Origin of the sequence: Treponema sp., assembly GCF_024696245.1 — a bacterium.
In the GTDB taxonomy this organism is placed as follows: Bacteria; Spirochaetota; Spirochaetia; order Treponematales; family Treponemataceae; genus Treponema_D.
In genome coordinates this window covers 1-19,887 of the sequence record NZ_JAILGZ010000144.1, presented here as the reverse complement: position 1 = coordinate 19,887, position 19,887 = coordinate 1, and the positions used below count along the sequence as shown (strand labels likewise).

The window sequence follows — 19,887 nt, the reverse complement described above, 5'->3', positions numbered from 1 at the left end:
TGAATAGATGTTTTCAAAACGGACATTGCCCCAGTAAGAAAGTTTGTTGCCTTCAGAAGCGTTTAATCTGGCAAATTCACAGAGGGCTTTTGGCGGTAATGCTTCGTCAACAAAATGAATGCCATAAACTTTTTTAGCATCACATTGTTCTTTAAGGCTTTTAAATAGAGGCTGTAATTTTGTTGGTTTGTAAGATTTAACATAATCCAGTGTTGTGTCACAAAATGCGCACTTGTGCCAGTAACAGCCGTGGGCAAGATAAGCTTTTACCCAGGCACCATCACTCCACATTCTTTGCATTGGATTTGTATCATCACATACCCTTGGGTAGTTTGAAAAATCAATGTCAGTAAAATCAGGAATAATTGTTGCCGTATATTCATCTTCTAATTTCTGTAAGTCCGGGTTAACTTCCGTATGTTCAATTACCTTGTCTGTAAGGAAAAGCTTGAGTTTATAAAGCTTACGTTCGTTAGTCAGGTCAGAAGTGTGAGAAACAGGGGGTTCTGAGGTATTTTCTGTCCGGATGTTTAACGAACTTTCGGTTGTTATATTTATTTGCTGAACGCCAGGTAGTATTCCTGAATCAAACAAGGCCAGGTAGGAACCGTAACCCCTGTCATAGCTTAAGGAGTCAAAGTAGTTTACTAACGACCGTTCGTTACATTCCCGGAGCTCAGTATTTATAAAGCCTCCTCCTGCACTGATGAATACCTGCTGATTAAAATGTTCTTTAAGGTATTTGCCTGTGTAAAGGGCAGCTGAGAATGTTCCTGCAAAAGGTACGCTTATACAGATAAGGGTTTTTTCACCTGCTGTGGCAGAGGTATCGGTGTCAGACTGCTTGGTAGTATCTGCAACCATTTGGTAGCCCAGCGCTGGGTTTTGTGACTGAATTTGAGGCAGGATAAAGGATTCCTTAGATTTGTCATAAAAAATATCGTTTAAAACTTCCTGATAAAAAACTGTAAGTACAGGGGAGTCTATCCCCTTCTCTATCTGACTGAAAGAAGTTTCGTTTATTGCAAGGGATTCTCCGTAACGGATTAAGGCAAACTCTTTATCAAAAACAGCTGTTATGTAATCTGCCATATCTGCAAGGGCCATGGTTGCTAAAAAACGGGCATCATCTATCGACGCTTCATGATCCAGATTTTCAAGATAATTATTCATTCTCATACCGTGAGGAATGTCTGGTGAAAAAATAAAGCGATGGCATAATTCCCTGGAGCTTGAGCCGGAACCGTCTGTAAGAATTTTTACGATGGTATCAATCCAGTTAATCCACGAATGACTTTGTGAAAGATAAGAAAGAATATTTGTGTATGTGTTTATATCTCCATGGGCCTTTGATTTTTCTGCAAGATCCAGGGCTTTATTTTCTGTAAGTGAAAAAAGTTTAGTGAGTCCTTCTTTTGAAAATATTTTATGAAAGAGAGCGATACTCAGGTCATACCATTTTACGTCATGTCCAAGTTTTTTAAAAAAAGAATATAAATATGCACCGCTTGGATAAGCAGTATTGAGCTGAACTAATGGCGGTTGAATGAGTAATATTTTCATATTATGAATTTACACTTTTTAAAGACATTCGGCAATTTTTAAGTTAAAATAATTTTGAAATTGGAGATTAATTATGAACACAGAACTTATTAACGATTACAAAAATTTTTTAAACACGGGTAAAACTGAACGTGAATGTTGTAATGCTATCGTTCAGCTTGCAGAAAAAAACGGGTACAAAAATATCTCTGATGTAAAGTCTCTTAAGGCAGGAGATAAAGTTTACGTTACAAAATTTGGCAAGGCAATAGCTTTGTTTAATATTGGCAGCGATGACATTGAGATGGGAATGAATATTCTTGGTGCACATATTGATTCACCACGCCTTGATGTAAAGCAGAATCCGGTTTACGAAAAAGATTTTGTTGTTTACATGAACACACATTATTACGGGGGAATTAAAAAGTATCAGTGGGTAACACTTCCTCTTGCTATTCATGGTGTTGTTTGTAAAAAAGACGGCAGCGTTGTTAATGTAAATATTGGAGAAAAGGAAGACGATCCTGTTTTCTGTATCAGTGATATTCTTCCACATCTTGCACAGAAGCAGATGAAAGAAAGTGCAAGTGATTTTATTCCGGGTGAAAGTCTTGATCTGATTATTGGTAGTTCACAGCCTTCTTCAGATGAGAATTCTGATTCACATTCAAAAGCAGAAAAAGATGCTGCTAAGAAAAATATTCTTAAGCTTCTTGAATCAACTTATGGAATTACAGAAAAAGATTTTGGTTCAGCAGAACTGGAAATTGTTCCTGCAGGAAAAGCAAGGGATCTTGGATTTGACCGCTCACTTATTCTTGCTTACGGACAGGATGACAGAAGCTGTGCTTACACAAGTGCAAGGGCTCTTTTTGAAAGTAATGCAGGTAAAAGAACAAATGTTTGTATCTGTGTAGATAAAGAGGAAATTGGAAGTGTTGGTGCAACTGGTATGGCAAGCCACTTCTTTGAAAATGCAGTTGCAGAAGTTGTAGACCGCCTTGGTGATTATTCAGAACTTAAGGTTCGTCGTGCACTTAATAATTCAAATATGCTTTCAAGTGATGTTAATGCAGCCTTTGATCCTATGAACGGAGATTTGTATGACAGGGCAAATGCATCTCTTTTAGGCGGCGGAATTGTATTCAACAAGTACACAGGAAGCAGGGGTAAAAGTGGTGCAAGTGATGCTTCTCCAGAATTTATTGCTAAGTTGAGAAGTGTTCTTGATAATAACAAGGTAAAATATCAGATGGCTGAACTTGGTAAAGTAGATCAGGGTGGCGGCGGAACAATTGCATACCTTGCTGCAAAATATGGAATGTATGTTCTTGATGCAGGAGTTTCTGTTTTGAGTATGCATGCTCCATGGGAAATAACAGCTGCTTTTGATATAGAAGAGGCATATAAGGCATATAAAGCATTTCTTACCATATAAACAATAAATGCTTGTTAAGATATCAATATATTGTGTAAAATATTATTTAGTAGAGTAACACGAAAAACATATTAATGGAGTCAATATGAAAAGGGTTTTTGTGGTAATTATGGCATTGGTTTCTGTACTTATTACAAGCTGCGGAAATAAAAATGCACAGGAGAAGGTTTACACTGCTGAAGAAAATCGTTTGATTAAAACTGGCTGGTACAATGATTATTCTGAACATGTAAAGATTGTGTATCTTACTTTGGGTAATCCTCCAAGTAACGGCGCTACTGGAGAAATGCTCAATAAGCTTAACAGCATTCTTACAGAAAAGGTAAATGCAGAACTTGAAATAATGTATATACCTTGGAATGACTATCTTAATGAATATAACAGACTTCTTGCCCGTAAAAACGGAAAGATTGACCTGATTGGTACAGCTACTGACTGGCTTGATGCATGGAAAAATGCAAAGCTTGGAAATCTGGCAGTTCTTTCTGATGAAAATCTTAAGAAGTATGCAGGACAGACATATTCACAGGTTGCTTCAAAGGGGCACTGGGATCAGTGTAAGTATCAGGGAAAGATTTATTTGATTCCTGAAGACAATTATGCACAGTGGATTAACCACGGATTTATGTACCGCAATGACTGGGCAAAAGAAGCAGGTCTTAAGGGTGTTCATTCATGGAATGACCTTACAAAATATTTCTCTTACCTTTTAAAGCAGAATAAACCAAACTTCTATCCTTGGGATGCAAAGGGTGCTACAGATATTGCCGGCGGATATATTCTTTCTAATTCAGACTTTATGGTTCTTGATGGTGTTAATGCTTACGGCCTCTTTGGTGTTCATAAAGCTGATATGACTAAAATTTACAGTCCATATACTGAGGGTAAAGAATTAGTTAACTTTGCAAAGCTTATGAAACGCTGGAATGACATGGGTGTATGGAGAAAGAATGTTCTTACAGCTAATCCTGATAACCGTACAGCTTTCTATACTGGTAAATCTGGTGTTGAACAGCATCATACACAGACATGGTATACACAGGTTAAGGGAGAAATGGATAAGAGATTCCCTGGTTCTGATGTAGGCTTCTTCTGGTTTGGTGAAGAAACTGGAAATATTACAACTATGGGTATTACTCATGGTGCTATGGCAATTTCTTCTGCTTCTAAACATAAGGCACGTGCACTTGCTGTTTATGATCTTCTTCGTAATGATCCTGAGTGTTATCGTCTTTTATGTAATGGTATTGAAGGAAAGCAGTATGAGATTTCAAGAGGAAGAGACGGCAATAACTATGCTGTAAAACCTGCTGGTTATAACGGTGACAGAGATGGAATCGTTACAAACTTCTGGTGGGGTCGTAACGATAATCTTGAACTTCGTGATGCTTCTGGTTCATGGGATTCATTTGAAGAAATCAACAAGCTTTATACAAGCTTGCAGACAGTTTATCCATTTGGTGAAATCGTATGGAACCTTGATTATGTAAACTGGGAAATCATTAAACTTACTGCTGTTTGTGATAAGTATATGAAGAATATTACTTACGGTCAGATGGATAATCCTGAAGCTTATGTAAGGGAATTCCGTGCTGAACTTAAGAAGTATGGTATTGATACTGTTATTGCAGAACTGCAGGAACAGCTTGATGATTACTATGCTGAACGCAGAAGATAATTTAATCAGGTAAAAATATCTTATATATAGAAGAGACCTGCTCCTGGCTTTAAGAAGATTTTCTTGATTTTAGGGGCGGGTCTTTTTTTTTGTTTAGTGGATTGATTGTTCCTTAAATATTCCTTAATATTTTCTTAATTTAATCTAAAATATTTAAAGGAATGTAAAAATGAAAAAAAGTTTATTTTTGATTGCCGCCATTGTGTTAGGTTTTTCTTCATGTAGTCTGGATTATAATTATCTTGAATTTGATGAGGATGAATTTGTTTCTGCCAGAAATGATTGGAAGGATTTGGATTTACAGAATTATTCTTTTGACATTACCGGTGAGTCTTCTGATTTTGATGATTATTTTAGTGGAAAAGTTACGGTAAAGAATGGTATTGGTAAAATTGAGTTTGACAGATATTCATCAAAAAAATGGGATATAAGGTCCATTGATGATGTTTTTGCAGAAATCTATGAGTCTTATCAGAAGGTTAAGGATGAATATTCCTACGGAAGATTTAAAAATGTACGTTATGAAATTTCATATGATAAAAGATATCATTTTCCTAAAAGTATGTACTTAAGTGTTTATAACGGAAAAAATTTATTATCTGAAGATATTCTGGTTTATATTAATATAGATGATTTTAGAGTAAGATAAAAAAAGAAATTTAAAATAAAAGAGCCGGCCATGTGATTTATGAAACGTATTTCATGAATCACACGGCCGGCTCTTTTTTTAAGCAGCTCTAGGCTGCTTTACGTGAACTACTGAAGAAGTGAAAGTACGTTCTGTGAAGACTGGTTTGCCTGTGCGAGCATAGCAGTTCCAGCCTGCTGAAGAACCTGGTTCTTTGTAGATTCAACGATTTCCTTAGCCATATCTGTATCGCGAATGCGTGATTCAGCAGCCTGAAGGTTTTCTGCACCAACATCAAGACCAACAACTGTCTTTTCAAGGCGGTTCTGATAAGCACCAAGATCAGCACGCTGTTTGTTAATCTTTTTGATTGCTTCGTCCAAAGTACCGATTGCACGGTTAGCGTCGTCTGGAGTCTGAAGAGTCATGATTTCTTCAGTTCCGACGTTACGAAGTCCAAGAGCTGTTGCACTCATGGTACCAATGTAAACCTGAGTTCTCTGGTCCATGTTTGCACCAATGTGGAGCCACATAGAAGCTGTTGGAGTGTTTTCACCAGTTGGGCGAGCGAAGCGTCCTGTGAGCATGTTCATACCGTTGAACTGTGCACAAGAAGCGATGCGGTCAACTTCAGCGATAAGTGAAGAAACTTCAACCTGAATCTGCATACGATCTTCATCAGTGTAGATACCGTTTGAAGACTGAACTGCAAGTTCACGGATGCGCTGTACGATATCTTCAGTTTCCTGGAGGTATCCTTCAGTTGTCTGGATGAAAGAAATACCATTTTTAGCATTTGTAGATGCCTGGTTCAAACCACGAATCTGTGAACGCATTTTTTCAGAAACTGCAAGTCCTGAAGCATCGTCTCCTGCGCGGTTGATTTTCATACCAGATGAAAGTTTTTCCATGTTTTTCTGGTGATTTACTTCCGTGATTCCTTCTGAACGCTGTGCAAACATTGCACTCATGTTGTGATTAATAACCATAATGTATCTCCTTATACAATTTCTAGAGTTACAAGCAGTTGCCGTAAGTGGTCTGCCGCCCTCCCGGGTTTTTTCTCACCCTATACTTTTTATTTCGGAGATTGAAAATTTTACTTTAGCAAAAAAATAAAAATTTTTAGAAATTTTTTTGAAATTAAAGTTAATTATATGTCTTATAACAAGATATTGAAAAAAATAAAGTTATTTTTTAACATAAAAGCATGAATAAAGTGGTGGGATTTTTAGCAGGCACATTGTGCCTTATTTGTGTTTTGACCGCTTGTGAAGATAATCTTATTTCATCACCTTCTGGAAACGGTACAAATATTTACAATAATTCAACTTTGACAGCACCTAAGGATTTAAAGGCAAGTCAGGGCGGCTACAGGAGTATTAATCTGTCCTGGTCAGCTGTTTCCGGTGCATTAAGATATAAAATCTATGCTTCAGATTCAATTTATGAAGATGATTTTGTATTGTTTTCTGAAACTGAAAAAAATTCTTCAACAAGTAAATCAATTTCTAATTTAAATAGTGGATTAACAAAATATTTTAAAGTAACTGCAGTTGATGCTGATGAAAAGGAAGGGCCGGCCAGTACAATTGTATGCGGTTCAACTTTAGCAACACCTGTAATAACTTCTGTAGAGCAGGATTCAGATTCAGATGAAACTTCTGTAACTGTAAACTGGTGGATGGAAAACTGTACGGCAGAAACTTATTATTCTTCAATTCAATATGAAGTTGTCTGTTATACTGATGAAAAGGGAAGTGCTACTGCCGGTAGTGATCCTTTTATAACTGATGGAAGTTTAAGTGCCCAGATAACAGGACTCTCGCCAAACACAACTTATTACTTTCAGGTTATTGCTTCCTTGCAGGGGGGAGCTTACGAAGAAAAAAGTGACATACTTGATTCGGAGACAGCAAGAAAACTTACTCCGGAAAAAATTTCTGATTTTGCAGCAGGGCAGGGTGAATCAACTGATTGCGTAACTTTATCATGGACACTTCCTTCATTTGTTGACATAAAGGAAGGTTCAACTTATGCACGTCGTCCTGTTTACTTTAAAATTTTCAGGAAGCTTTCTACAGATTCAGCTTTTGATTCAGTTCCATATATTGCTTATATTGGTTCTAACTGTAATTCAAGTACAGGTGCTGTAAGTTCATATATCAGTTCAAAAACAGTTTATACTTTTAATGCTCAGGATTGTTCAACAAATAATTCTCTTCTTACAATTGAAGCTGGAGAATCTGTTGAGGAAAATTCACTTTATCCAAATTATATCAGCGGTTACAAAATTACATTTACAGATAAAAATGTTCTGCGTAATAATCGTTACGATTATAAGATTCAGCCTTATACAGATTATTATTATGATGAAAATACTTCGGCTGCATCGGCATCTTCAACTTCATATTCAAAACTTACAACTTCTTCTTCCTCTGCTGCAGAAGAATCAGGATGGCCTTTAGGAAAAACTTCTTTCTCTGTTGGTAATCCTGTTTATATAATTGTTTATGCAGAAGATGGAGTGACAGCTCAAAGTTATAGTGGTGCAAGTTTATCTTTTGAATTTACTTTTAATGACAGTGACCTTGAGTCAAATTACAAATATATACTTTCAAGAAAGAGGGTAACTTTAGATGCTTCAGAGACAGTGGAGTATCTTACAAAAGAATTTACTTCTATTGATGAATTGAATTCTTATACTGATGAAATAAAACCTTTGCCTTCTATGAACGGCCGCTATTCTTATTCAGTTATTATAAAAAGTAATGCAAGTCAGACTAATGTAGAAACTGTAACTTCTTCAAAGAGCAGATATATTACTGAAGATTTAAATCCACTTGTTCTTGAAAATTTTGCGGTTAGTGATGGATATTTAAGTAAGTATGATATTTCTTTCTCTGCAACAGCAGGCAATACTTATATAGTAAAAGAGTGTTCTGTAAATTCTGAAAGTGAATCGGACTGGACTGAAATTATAAATTATGTTTGTACTGAAAGTTCTGATTATAGTTATGAATATATTCCGGAAGATATTGTCAGTGGTGAGACAAGATGGTTTAAGGCTGATGTTTATAAAACTGAGTCTGCAGAAAAAGGTGATGGGGCAGATGCTGTTGAATGCGGAACACTTGGTACTCCAGAGGTAAGTATTTCTGACATAAGTTATGAAGGTATGACAGTTTCTTTTGCTGCTGTAAATAAAGCAGATACTTATACAGTTACTTATGTTTATGATAACGATACTGATTCACTTGCCCTTGATTCAGATTCAGCAGGGCAGAGTGTAACCCTTACTTCTGATGATGCAGATGAATATGGTAATTTTGAAATTCAGTTTAATGAAATTGCCGGCTACAATAATGCTCAGTATGCGGGACTTCCTCTTAAGGTAAATGTTACTGCCCTTAATTCAAGTGTAGATTCTGATAATGAAGTTTCTGTTTCTGAATCAATGAAACTTTTTGGACCGGCTGCAACTGTTGCTGGTGTTTCTCAGGGAACTTATTCTGGAAAAATAAATGTAACATGGGATGCTTTTGACGGTGCAGGTTCTTACATTGTTATCAGAAGATTCTATGATTCTCTTTTAAGTCCGGCTGCCTGGTCTGATGATGTAATTACTTACTGGATAGATGCTTCTACCTGTGAACTGTCTGAGGTTAATCAGAAGTCTGCAAGTGCATCAAGTGTTTCTTTAAGTGACGGAGTTTATACTTTAACGGATCTTGTTACTGAAGAAATATTTACTTCCAGCGATTATAAGGAAGTGTATAGAAAACAGCAGGCCCGTCTTGCCTGGGGACAGAAGTTTGAATATATCGTTGTGCCTTTAAAAGAGACGGATAAAATCGGAGGAACTTATGCTTCTGGAATTCTTGATATAGAAAATGGTGCATCTTATTCCGGAAGTGTCAGTGCTGTTTCTAAAACAGGTTTTGCTTTAGGTTATGGTCTTAAAGTAAATGCATCTAAAGGATGGGAGACTTCTACCCTTAATAAGGAAGACAGTGCAGATAATACTTCTATTTATGTAAGCTGGTCTAAGCCTGAAGTTCCGTCTGGTGATGTTGTTTATTATGTTTACAGATATGATGGTTCAAGTTGGGAAGAAAAAGGTCAGACTTCTGATTTGTATTATTCAGATACAAGTGCAGCTTATGGAAAAGTTTACCGCTATCTTGTTGGTATGAGTTGTGGTAATGCCAGATCTTATCCTGCAAAAAATGAAAATGAAAGGGATTACAATATTTCTTATTATGATGAACATGCTGATTCAAATTATTCAGACAGATCTATAAATGAAGGATGGGTTCTTTCCCAGCCTAAGGTTACTTCTGCAAATCAGTCGGATTCACTTGGTACTACAGAAAAACTTATATGGTCTGCAGCTCAAATAGATGATACTTCCAACTATGGAATTGATGGTTATGTAATAGAAGTTATCAGTAATGATTTAAGTGACTGGACTCAGGTGGCAGCTTATTCATTTGATACAGCAGATACAAGTGAAAGTTACAGCTATTCATTTGATGGTTCTGCCTGTGATGCTACAAAGATTCTTCGTGATTACAAACATTTTTATCGCGTACGCAGTTATGTGCTCAGGGATTCAAAATACTGTTATAGTGCTCCGACCGAATTTACTTTTGGTACTGAGGATGAATATATTAAGTGGGGAACCCGTGCTCCTAGTGATGAAGAAATGGTTAAGTGTATCAATCTTATTATTGGTGATGCTTTGTTCCAGTGCGGAATTTCTTCTGGAGGTGACAGAACTTGTACTGGTTCAACAGGAACCTTTACTATAACTCATAGTTCTGCAACAAAGACTGTAACCTGGGGAACTGGTGGAGAAAAATATACTCACATTTTCCGTGGTGGAACTACTTTAAATACAACAAGTGATTCAACAGATAATTCATTTACATCTCCATGGACAATTACAATTGCTGATGTCTCATCAAGAGCTGCTGTTGATGGAAATACTTTGTATTATCTTCCACAGGCAGAAGTTGCTGTTGAATGTTCTAACGGTCTTGATTCTTATAAAGGAACATTTACGGTAAGTGCTGGAACAATGGGAAGCAAGGGATGGACTGCATTAAGTGATGGTGTAAAACTTTCATGGATATGTGCCTTTACCCGTGATAATGGTTACAGTTTTAGTATTACGGAAAGTGATGAGGATACATTCCTTAAATGGTTCCCTTATAACATTGGAACGGGACATGATTCAAAAGTTACACAGTTTGATGATACTGTTCCGGTTTATGTTTCTCCATGGTGGTAATAAAAATGAAAGTAATAAATAGAAAACTTAGTAAAAAAATATTTTTATCAGGTCTGTCATTGTTTTTTTTAACATCCTGTGCTGACTGGTTTCAGGGAAAAGTTGCAATGGATACTGATAATGAGCAGAGTTCGGTTTCTGATTTTTTAACACCAGATGTAGAAATTGATCAGCTTGATGCTCCGGAACAGGTTCTTGCTTCTCAGGGAATTTATTCAGGTAAAATAAAAATTACCTGGTCTGCTGTAAGTGATGCTACATCTTATACAGTTGAGCGTGCTTATGTAGAAGATAAAACTTCAACTGTGAATTATGATGAACTGGATTTTTCTGTTGTGTCTGAATATTGTTCTGATACAAGTTATGTTGATACGATTTTAAAAACACCAGGCAGTTCTAATGTTCAGTATGATTATCGTTACTATTATAAAGTTACTGCAAAAAATATTGGTGCAGGCTATGAAGAAAGTGATTATTCACAGGTGTCAGAAACAGAAGGATGCGGCTGGCTTTTAGGATGTCCAAAAAATACTGATGCAACAAAAGGTACTTCTACTGAAATTGTAAAAATTACCTGGGATGCTGTAGATAATGCTGTTTCTTATGGAATATATCGTGGAGAAAAATCCAACGGTACTTCCATGGAATTAATCGACACTGTTTACGGAAATCAGACTTATTATGAAAACGACATTCTTTCTTCGGAACAGGGAACGGAATTTTATTACAAGGTAAATGCTTATACCCGCGAAGGAACTACATCTGCATTAAGTTCAATAGCTATGGGTTATTCACTTTTACCAGGTGCTCCTTCTACTCCGGAAAATGTTTGTGTTAACAACGGTCTTGGAGAAATCAGCAGGGGTTCTTCCGGTTTGAATGTTATGTGGGATGAAGTTGATTATAACGGCGGAACAGTTACTTATTGTGTTTACAGAAATTCTTCTCAGGATAGTGAGTATACTCTGCTGGCTTCTGATTTAACTACTGCTCTTTACACTGACAAGTCCGGATTAAAGACAGGTGTTTATTACTATTATTATGTTCAGGCAGTTGGAGAAGATTCGGACGGAACTGTAATGAAGAGTCCTTTCTCTGAGAGCGGTAAGGATTCAGAAAGTCCTGCCCTGGGATTTTTACTTAGTCCTCCTACAGAAATTCAAATACTTGATGGTAGTGATGATGATCATGTTATTGTTGAATGGCAGGATGCAATCGGTGCAGAAATTGATTCACTTAATCTGAGCTACGGAATTTATTATTGTGATGATCTTGATGGTACATATACACTTTTGGTAGAACCTGATGTTACGGAAAAAAATTCTGAAGGGTATTATGAATATGAAGTTGTAAAAAAATCTTACTACAAGCTTCTTACAAAAAATCCTGATGGTACTGATACGGAAAGTGTATTGAGTTCAGCTTATGCACCAATGCCGGCTGCACCTGCAAGTGTTACTGCTTCTAAGACTCAGAAAATTTCTATCAGTGACTGGGATACTTCTTATAATTCAAATAATGTTTATCCTGTTCAGATTGAATGGACTGCTCCGGAAAATGATATTCCTGCAGCATATTATGTTTACCGTTCATCTTCTCCTGATTCAGGATTTAAAAAACTTACGGATGAACCGGTAACTGATCTTGTTTACATTGATTACAACACTAAGGCAAAAGCAAGTGTAATTTATTATTACAAAGTTGTTTCACTGAATAATCTTTATCAGGGAAATAAGGGAACTGTTGATTATGGTTATGGTGCAATTACTCCTGACCAGTGGATGCGTGAATATAACAAAACAAGTCTCAGGTCTCAGGAACATCTGACCCTTATGCATAAAGCTAATGACATGGATAAGCTGGGATCGGAAACTGTTAACGGTGATATTTCCGGAACACTTTATTATAAGGCAGCTATTGCAGGTCTTGGTGCAGAAATCGTAATGAAGTATACAGACTATGCGGATTACAACTATACCTATTACACAAATGGTGAATGGGTAATTGAGCCGCACTTTGTCTTTGATGGTAATTCAAATACATCATCAAACATGAGTGCAAATGGAAGTATGAACGGAACAGTAACCTGTACAGGTATGTATCCTGGTTCAAATTATTACAACAATCTTGAAATTAAAAATGGAGCTGCAGGCGGCGGCTATTATGTTATAAGTTCCTGGGATCTTGAAGGCAATGAAGTCTACACAAGTGAAGAGGTAAACTGGAAAGTAGGAGAAGAGGATAGATAAATGAAAAAAGTATTTTTTATGACAGCAGGTATTTTACTGGCACTGGTTTTTACAGCTTGTTATGAACCAAGTCCACTTTACGGAACATGGGCTGACAATAATGGCAGTAAACTTTCTTTTATGAGCGATGGAACTTTTTCTGCAACAGTAGAAAATTCAGAAGGAGATGAAGTTGATTATGAAGGCAGTTATACTGTAGTAGATAATGTTCTTGTATTTAAATATTCAGTGGACAGCAAATCTTATTCAATGAACAGTGAATGGGATATTCGCGGAGCTATGCTTTATCTTGACTGGATTACTGATGATACAACAAAGCATCTGACTTTATATCATACAAGTAAATAGAGAGCTGGCTGATGAAAAAATTATTATTACTTGCTGCAGTATTCTGTTCACTAAGTTTTTGCCTTTATGCCCAGACACAGACAGAAAACAATGGTGGAACAGAAAATACTGAAGAAGATATAAATCCAAAAACAGGTTTTCCTCTTATTAAAGACAGGCCTTATATTATTTTTGATGAAGGGGTTACTTTTGCAACAGTAGTTCGTCTTGAAGAAATGTCAGGTCGTTCTAACTTTGTCTGGCAGGATTATATGATAGGAGCTTATTTTGCAGTTCAAAGTGTAAACATGAAGCCTTGCAACAGCATGATAAAAATAAGTGCCTATTATCCTTTTTCCCATGAGTTTAATGATGTGGAACAGATTGCAAAACAGACAATTTTGTATGCCTTTGATCTGTTTGCAGGTCCTATTTTTGAAACAAACATGTGGGAATATGTCCGCTTAAAGTACGGTATTGGATTGCATTATATGTATCAGCTTAGTGATGAATATCATCTTCATTATCTTGGCCTGGGTCTTCTGACCGGAACAGAACTTCCTGTAGCCCACCGCTGGACTATTCTTGTTAATGCAGGTTTTGATCTTGATTATCCAAACCTTGGAACCAATAAAAATATTCAGCCTTTTGATTATTCATGGCAGTATCATGTTGACGTGGGAATCCGCTACAGCAGAAAAAAGACCAATAAGTATTCTTATGTAAGGCAGGTTAAGAAACTATTCTAGGGTTTTTTGCATACTTTTACGGGAACTGCTGACAACATTTTTCAAATAAAGTAAAATACACTTCCATGAAAGTAGCAGTAATTGGAAACGGTGGACGCGAACATACAATCGCATGGAAAATTGCTCAGAGCAGCAATGTAGAAGAAGTAATCTGTATTCCTGGTAACGGTGGTACAGCATTAGAAAATAAATGCCGCAATGTAGAAGCGTCTGACGGAAATTACGCTCAAGTTGCTAAGGCAAACGGCTGTAGTCTTGCAGTTGTTGGTCCGGAAAATCCTCTTTCTGAAGGTGCAGCTGATGATTTGTGGGTAGCAGGAATTCCTGTAATTGGTCCTAAAAAAGCAGGTGCACAGCTTGAAGCCAGCAAAGATTTAGCTAAGGCTTTTATGAAGAAGTATGGAGTTGCCTGTGCTAAAAGTGAAACCTTTACAGACGAAAAGGCAGCTCTTGAATATGTAGAAAAACAGGGTGCACCAATTGTTCTTAAGGCAGATGGTCTTGCTGCTGGAAAGGGTGTAGTTGTTGCCCTTACTATGGAAGAAGCCAGACAGGCTGTTAAAGATCTTATGGAAGGAACAGCTGTTGGTGACGCCGGAAAAAAACTTGTAATCGAAGAATATCTCAGGGGAGTAGAAATTTCTGTTCTTGCAGCAGTTAGTGTTACTCCTGAATATGCAAAAGAAGGAAAAGCCTGCATAGCATCATTCTTAAGTGCCCGCGACCACAAGCGTCTTCTTGATGGAGCAAAGGGACCTAATACAGGTGGAATGGGTGCTATTTGTCCTGTTGATGATTTTACTGACGATTTAAAGAAAAAATTCTATGAAGAAATTGAATTCCCAACATTACGTGGTCTTGTAGAAGAAGGTTATGATTACCGCGGATTTATTTTCTTTGGAATCATGCTTACTAAAGACGGACCAAAAGCTCTTGAATACAATGTTCGTCTTGGAGATCCGGAAACTCAGGCAGTTCTTCCAATGATGGATTTTGATTTTGTAGAAATGTGTCAGGCAATCATCGATGGTAAACTTAAGGATTTTAACTTTAAGTGGAAGTCTGGTTATCAGGTAGCACCTGTTGCTGTAAGCGGCGGATATCCTAAGTCTTATAAAAAGGGAATGCAGATTTGCGAAGACAAGGCAAAGATTGAAGAAAGCGGTGCAAAGATTTTTATTGCAGGTGCTGTAGAAGACAAGAGCCTTGACTGTTCAAAAGCTGGTGCTACAAGCCTTAAGACAAGCGGCGGACGTGTACTTGCATGTTCTGCTCATGGTTCTACTTTTGATGAAGCATGGAAAAAATCTTATCAGGCACTGGAAGCCGTAAACTTTGAAGGAATGTTCTATCGTAAGGATATCGGACTTCCAGGTGCAGCTGAATCTAATTAAGTTTGCTTTTGCAGCATAAATTGCAGCCGGCAATGACAACGTGTTTTTTGCCGTCGCTAGTTTTGTTAAAAAGGTGAGCTACAAGATGTCCTGTTTTGCCATCAATCTGTTTGTGGCAGACAGGACATTCTCTTTTTAAACCTTCTTCAACTCTTGGATAACAGTGGGGACAACCTTTTATGATGCAGAGCTGATCGCTTACACTCATAGGACGGTATACTCTTGTGAATAAATCTTCACCAGGGTAAAGGGGACTGTTGCAGAGAGGGCAGTTTACAAGAAGACCTTTGGCAGCTGCTTCTTCTCTCTTTTGACGGCGGCGTTTCCATTCTTTTTCCTGTTTGCCGTAAGCTTTGTAATTGATAAAAAAATTAAGGAGGAGCACAAGTACAAAAAGTGATCCTCCCAGTAAAACATATTCCATATAAACTATTATTAAATGAAGCTGATAAAGTCTCAATAGGTTTTTGAAAATTATTTTTCCAAATCTTCACTGCCAAAACTTAAAGGAAGAATTTCTTCAAGTGTTTTAACGATATATTCATCTGGAGATTTAGCAAGAATAACTTCAAAATTATTTTTACAGAATTCACGCATTACCTGACGGCATACACCGCATGGAGGACAGTAGTCTTTAATTTTTCCATCTGGTCCGCCTACAATAGCAATTGCCTTAAAAGATTTTTTTCCTTCGCTTATGGCTTTAAAGAAAGCGGTTCTTTCGGCACAGTTTGTTGGTCCAAAAGCAGAGTTTTCAATATTACATCCTGTGTAAATCTGGTCCTGGTCAGTTAAAAGAGCAGCTCCAACATGGAAGTGTGAATAAGGTACGTAAGAAAAATCCAGCATTTTAATGGCTTCACTTATGAGCTTTTTGTACATTTCGTTCTTTTCCATACTAATACCTCCTGAATTTGATTAGTGGTAAAATTCAGTATAACACATAAAAATCCACTTGTGAATGAAAAAGTAAATATGGTTATGAGTGGCAGTGTTGAGAATGTAGGCGTGGAGTTGTAAAATAAAAATATGAAAAGCATAGTAAAAGTATTTATTGGTTTAACAGTATTTTTTTTAGTTTCATGTTCATCTGCAAAAGTTGCAGTACCTGATTATATTTCTGACTGCCATGAATATTATGATAATGGAATGTATTTAAGTGCAGTTGGTGAAGGAAAAACAAAAGAAGAAGCCAGAACAAATGCAGCTGCAGAAATCAGCCGTTACATTCAGCTGGTAATAAATTCTGATGTAAAAATAGAAACTATTTATTCAGAAAGTAATGGTAAGCTTGATTCAGTAGAAAATTATTCAACTGTTAATGTTGCAAAGACAAACTTTACTTTTACAGGTCTTGAGTATTCTGAATTTTTTCAGCCAAAAAAAACTTATTATGTTGCCGCTTATATTGAGCGTTCAAAAGCATATAACCAGGTTAATCTTGAAACAGGTATTTTAAAAAGCCAGTTCCTTGAACTTTATGATAATGCAGCAAAAGAAGATCCTTTGTCGGCATATGCAGATTATGAAAATGCAAAAAAAATCACACCGGCCCTTATAGAAAAAATAAGTGTGCTTATGGCAATTAATCCTTCTGATGCTTCTTCTGATTATGCTGATTGTATTAAAAAAGTTTCCCTGCTTGAAAAAAATAAAAGTGACTGTTTAAAAAAGAGTACGGTTCAGATTGCAAAAATTGATGGTGACTTTGAAAATATAATTTATAATCAGGTAGAAAGTTCCCTTAAGGAAGCAGGTCTTTCTATCAGCAAGGGTAAAGGTACTTATAGGGCAGAAGTTATTCTTGATCTTAATAAAACTGCAGAAGGAGAGCCGGGAGATGAGATTTATGTAGCAACTCCTAGTGTAGAAATAAGTCTTATGTATGGGGACGAAAGCGTTTATACCTTTAATACAAAAACAGAGCAGAAAACCCTGGCTTATACAGCAGAAAAGCTTCAGCGCGAAAGCCTTAAAAAGCTGGCAAAAAAGATAGCCTCTGATTTTACAATTGAATGGCATAGCAAAAATCAGTAATTTTCTATAAAATAGTGCAAACAAAATCGGGGGACTTAAATGATTTTTACACCTGTAGAAATAGAAGAAACAGTTAACATGTTCAGTCATCAGAATCTTGATGTACGCTGCATTACAATGGGAATTAACCTTCTTGATTGTGCAGACTCTGATGAAAAAAAAGCTAATCAGAAAATATACGATAAAATAATGCGCTATGCCGGCAACCTTGTTAAAACCGGACAGGATATAGAAAAAGAAATGGGAGTTCCTATTATTAACAAAAGAATTTCCGTTACTCCTATTGCTCTTGTTGCAGGAGCAAGCGGCGCTAAAAGTTATGTTTCTTATTGTAAGACACTTGACCGTTGTGCAAAAGAACTTGGTGTAAATTTTATTGGTGGTTTTAGTGCTCTTGTTCAGAAGGGAATTACTCCTGCAGATAAAACTTTAATTGAATCTATTCCTGAAGCACTTTCTGTAACAGACAATGTTTGTTCTTCCGTAAATGTTGGTACAACAAAAAATGGTATTAACATGGATGCAGTTAAGCTTATGGGAGAAATCATTAAGCAGACTGCAGAAATTTCTAAAAATAATCCGGTAAATGGCTGTGCAAAACTTGTAGTATTCTGCAATGCACCTGAAGATAATCCGTTTATGGCCGGAGCTTTCCACGGACCTGGAGAAGGTGATTCTGTAATTAACGTTGGTGTTTCCGGACCTGGTGTTATTCTTGCAGCTGCACGTCAGTTTAAAGGTAAGCCTATTAACGAACTTGCTGACGGAATTAAAAAGATGGCATTTAAGATTACACGTATGGGTCAGCTTGTTGGTACAGAAGCAGCCCGTCGTCTTGGCGTAAAGTTTGGTATTCTTGATCTTAGTCTTGCACCAACTCCTGCAGTAGGTGATTCTGTTGCACGCATTCTTGAAGAAATTGGTCTTGAAGGTGCAGGTGCTCCTGGTACAACTGCTGCTCTTGCCATGCTTACTGATATGGTAAAGAAGGGTGGTGTTATGGCATCAACAAACGTTGGTGGTTTAAGCGGTGCTTTTATTCCTGTTTCAGAAGATGAAGGTATGATTAATGCCGTTAAACAGAATTCAATCTGCCTTGAAAAACTTGAAGCAATGACAACTGTATGTTCAGTTGGTCTTGATATGATTGCGATTCCTGGAGATACAAGTGCAACAACTATTTCTGGAATTCTTGCTGATGAATTTGCAATTGGTATGGTTAACAACAAAACTACAGCCTGCCGTCTTATTCCAGCTCCTGGAAAAAAAGCCGGTGAATGGGTAGAGTTTGGCGGTCTTCTTGGAGGATGTCCTGTAATGCCTGTTAATAACTTTAGTTGTGCCGATTTTATTAACCGCGGTGGACGTATTCCTGCTCCAATTCATTCATTCAGAAACTAAAAGAAAAATAATAGAAAGTAAGAAAATCCGGTGTTTGAATCTTAAGGTATTTTAATTTCTGGATTCAGACAGTCGGTAAATAAACGCTATTATATAGAAGAAAAGCATCATCTGAATTTTTCTCAGGTGGTGCTTTTTTAATGTCTCAAATTTGAATTTAAGGTTACCACATGTTAAAATTCAAATTATGAAGAGATTTTTTATAAAGTCCGCTAAAATTGCGGCACTGACAGTATGGCTTTTCTCTTTTTTAAGCTGTAAGGACCTGTTTAACATGCAGGTTCCGGAAACAGTTTCCGTAGCAACTGATGCTGAATACAATGTAAATCTTGGAACACTTAAATACAACTTGTCTGACTCTTTGAGTACTTCTGCAATTACAGAACAGATGCAGAGTAGTCTTGGAGACAGTCTGGAGCTTTACAATTATATCCAGGATGACGATGACGAAACTGATGAAGATGAAAGCGATATTCTGAGTTATGTACTTCACTATCCGGTTTACGAAGTTCCTATTGATATAGGTTCTTATCTTGATGACCTGGATTTTGACAGTGTTTTTTCAAGTGCAGATTTTGGATTTAATTTTGATCAGACAATTTCTGTACCTAGTGTAAGTGGTTCTTCTACAAGTCAGATTGGTCTGGACTTTATGGAAGAGTTCCAGAGCACAATTGATAGTAATCTTTCTGCCAATGGTTTTACAATTGATACTTGTTATGAACCTGGTATTCAGACTGAACTTGAAACAAATCATGGTTCTATTGAAATTATAGCTGAAGCAGAAAGAATTTATTATCAGAGTGGATCAGCTGTAGAAATTATTTTTACAAAGACAGATTCTACTGACTGTTCTGAAGATTTTGTATTTAAAGGAAAGGGCTTTTTGTCTTCCGATGGAACAAATGAAGATTTAGGAAGCAGCGACTGGGTCAGCGTAAAAGACGGCGGAACAATTTCCATTCCTCTTGATACTGAAGATGGTTTACCTTCTACTTTCTATATTTGTCTTAAGGGAAGTTCTACAGGTGGTGAAGCTTTAGTTGCTCACAGTTATGAAGTTTCCATTGGACTGTCATCTGCCTCTGCTTTAAGTAAGATAGAGAATGTTCGGAAAACTTCTTCTGATCTTGGAATTGATCCTGTTG

Annotated in this window: 14 protein-coding genes and 1 pseudogene; 11 read left to right on the top strand and 4 right to left on the bottom strand. The window is 36.9% G+C overall.

Annotated elements, in window-relative coordinates; translation table 11 throughout:
- Positions 1-1,563, bottom strand: a pseudogene (locus tag K6D58_RS10190) (hypothetical protein); the annotation flags it as partial.
- A 73-nt stretch (positions 1,564-1,636) separates the two neighbouring features.
- Here K6D58_RS10190 and K6D58_RS10185 point away from each other — a divergent pair.
- The 3 genes from K6D58_RS10185 (at position 1,637) to K6D58_RS10175 (ending at position 5,307) form a co-directional block, all read left to right on the top strand.
- Positions 1,637-2,980 (top strand): aminopeptidase, encoded by a 1,344-nt coding sequence (locus K6D58_RS10185; RefSeq protein WP_296830324.1) that lies wholly within the window; start codon positions 1,637-1,639, stop codon positions 2,978-2,980.
- 85 nt (positions 2,981-3,065) lie between these two features.
- Positions 3,066-4,658 (top strand): extracellular solute-binding protein, encoded by a 1,593-nt coding sequence (locus K6D58_RS10180; protein ID WP_296830322.1) that lies wholly within the window; start codon positions 3,066-3,068, stop codon positions 4,656-4,658.
- Between the two features lie 169 nt (positions 4,659-4,827).
- On the top strand, positions 4,828-5,307 hold the full coding sequence (locus K6D58_RS10175; RefSeq protein WP_296830320.1) for a DUF6174 domain-containing protein: 480 nt from the start codon (positions 4,828-4,830) through the stop codon (positions 5,305-5,307).
- A 107-nt stretch (positions 5,308-5,414) separates the two neighbouring features.
- Here K6D58_RS10175 and K6D58_RS10170 read toward each other — a convergent pair whose 3' ends face one another.
- Positions 5,415-6,275: a flagellin N-terminal helical domain-containing protein gene (locus K6D58_RS10170; RefSeq protein ID WP_296830318.1), complete on the bottom strand. Its 861-nt coding sequence runs from the start codon at positions 6,273-6,275 to the stop codon at positions 5,415-5,417.
- 221 nt (positions 6,276-6,496) lie between these two features.
- On the opposite strand from K6D58_RS10170, the gene K6D58_RS10165 reads away from it, so the two are divergent.
- The 5 genes from K6D58_RS10165 (at position 6,497) to purD (ending at position 15,301) form a co-directional block, all read left to right on the top strand.
- Positions 6,497-10,582, top strand: a complete 4,086-nt coding sequence (locus tag K6D58_RS10165) for a fibronectin type III domain-containing protein (RefSeq protein WP_296830316.1) — start codon at positions 6,497-6,499, stop codon at positions 10,580-10,582.
- A 5-nt stretch (positions 10,583-10,587) separates the two neighbouring features.
- The gene (locus tag K6D58_RS10160) at positions 10,588-12,831 is read left to right on the top strand and encodes a fibronectin type III domain-containing protein (protein WP_296830315.1); all 2,244 of its coding nucleotides are present in this window, start codon (positions 10,588-10,590) and stop codon (positions 12,829-12,831) included.
- Positions 12,832-13,179, top strand: coding sequence for a hypothetical protein (locus K6D58_RS10155; RefSeq protein ID WP_296830314.1), 348 nt, complete (start codon positions 12,832-12,834; stop codon positions 13,177-13,179). It abuts the gene before it with no gap.
- Between the two features lie 11 nt (positions 13,180-13,190).
- Complete coding sequence (locus tag K6D58_RS10150) at positions 13,191-13,907, top strand: hypothetical protein (protein WP_296830312.1); 717 nt, start codon at positions 13,191-13,193, stop codon at positions 13,905-13,907.
- A gap of 65 nt (positions 13,908-13,972) precedes the next feature.
- Entirely contained in the window at positions 13,973-15,301 is a 1,329-nt protein-coding gene (gene purD / locus K6D58_RS10145) for a phosphoribosylamine--glycine ligase (protein ID WP_296830310.1), read from the top strand.
- On the opposite strand, the gene K6D58_RS10140 is transcribed toward purD, so the two are convergent.
- Together K6D58_RS10140 and K6D58_RS10135 are read right to left on the bottom strand one after the other, a co-directional pair.
- On the bottom strand, positions 15,294-15,725 hold the full coding sequence (locus K6D58_RS10140; RefSeq protein ID WP_296830308.1) for a hypothetical protein: 432 nt from the start codon (positions 15,723-15,725) through the stop codon (positions 15,294-15,296). The two genes, purD and K6D58_RS10140, sit on opposite strands and share 8 nt — an antisense overlap.
- Before the next feature lie 50 nt (positions 15,726-15,775).
- Positions 15,776-16,198, bottom strand: coding sequence for a cytidine deaminase (locus K6D58_RS10135; RefSeq protein WP_296830306.1), 423 nt, complete (start codon positions 16,196-16,198; stop codon positions 15,776-15,778).
- 132 nt (positions 16,199-16,330) lie between these two features.
- Here K6D58_RS10135 and K6D58_RS10130 point away from each other — a divergent pair, with 132 nt between their 5' ends.
- The 3 genes from K6D58_RS10130 to K6D58_RS10120 all read left to right on the top strand — a co-directional run.
- On the top strand, positions 16,331-17,338 hold the full coding sequence (locus K6D58_RS10130; protein ID WP_296830305.1) for an LPP20 family lipoprotein: 1,008 nt from the start codon (positions 16,331-16,333) through the stop codon (positions 17,336-17,338).
- A gap of 39 nt (positions 17,339-17,377) precedes the next feature.
- Positions 17,378-18,739 carry a PFL family protein gene (locus K6D58_RS10125; RefSeq protein WP_296830303.1) on the top strand — a complete coding sequence of 454 codons (1,362 nt, stop codon included), beginning with the start codon at positions 17,378-17,380 and terminating at the stop codon, positions 18,737-18,739.
- A 187-nt stretch (positions 18,740-18,926) separates the two neighbouring features.
- Positions 18,927-19,887: hypothetical protein (locus K6D58_RS10120; RefSeq protein ID WP_296830301.1), on the top strand; the 961-nt coding region annotated here is incomplete at its 3' end.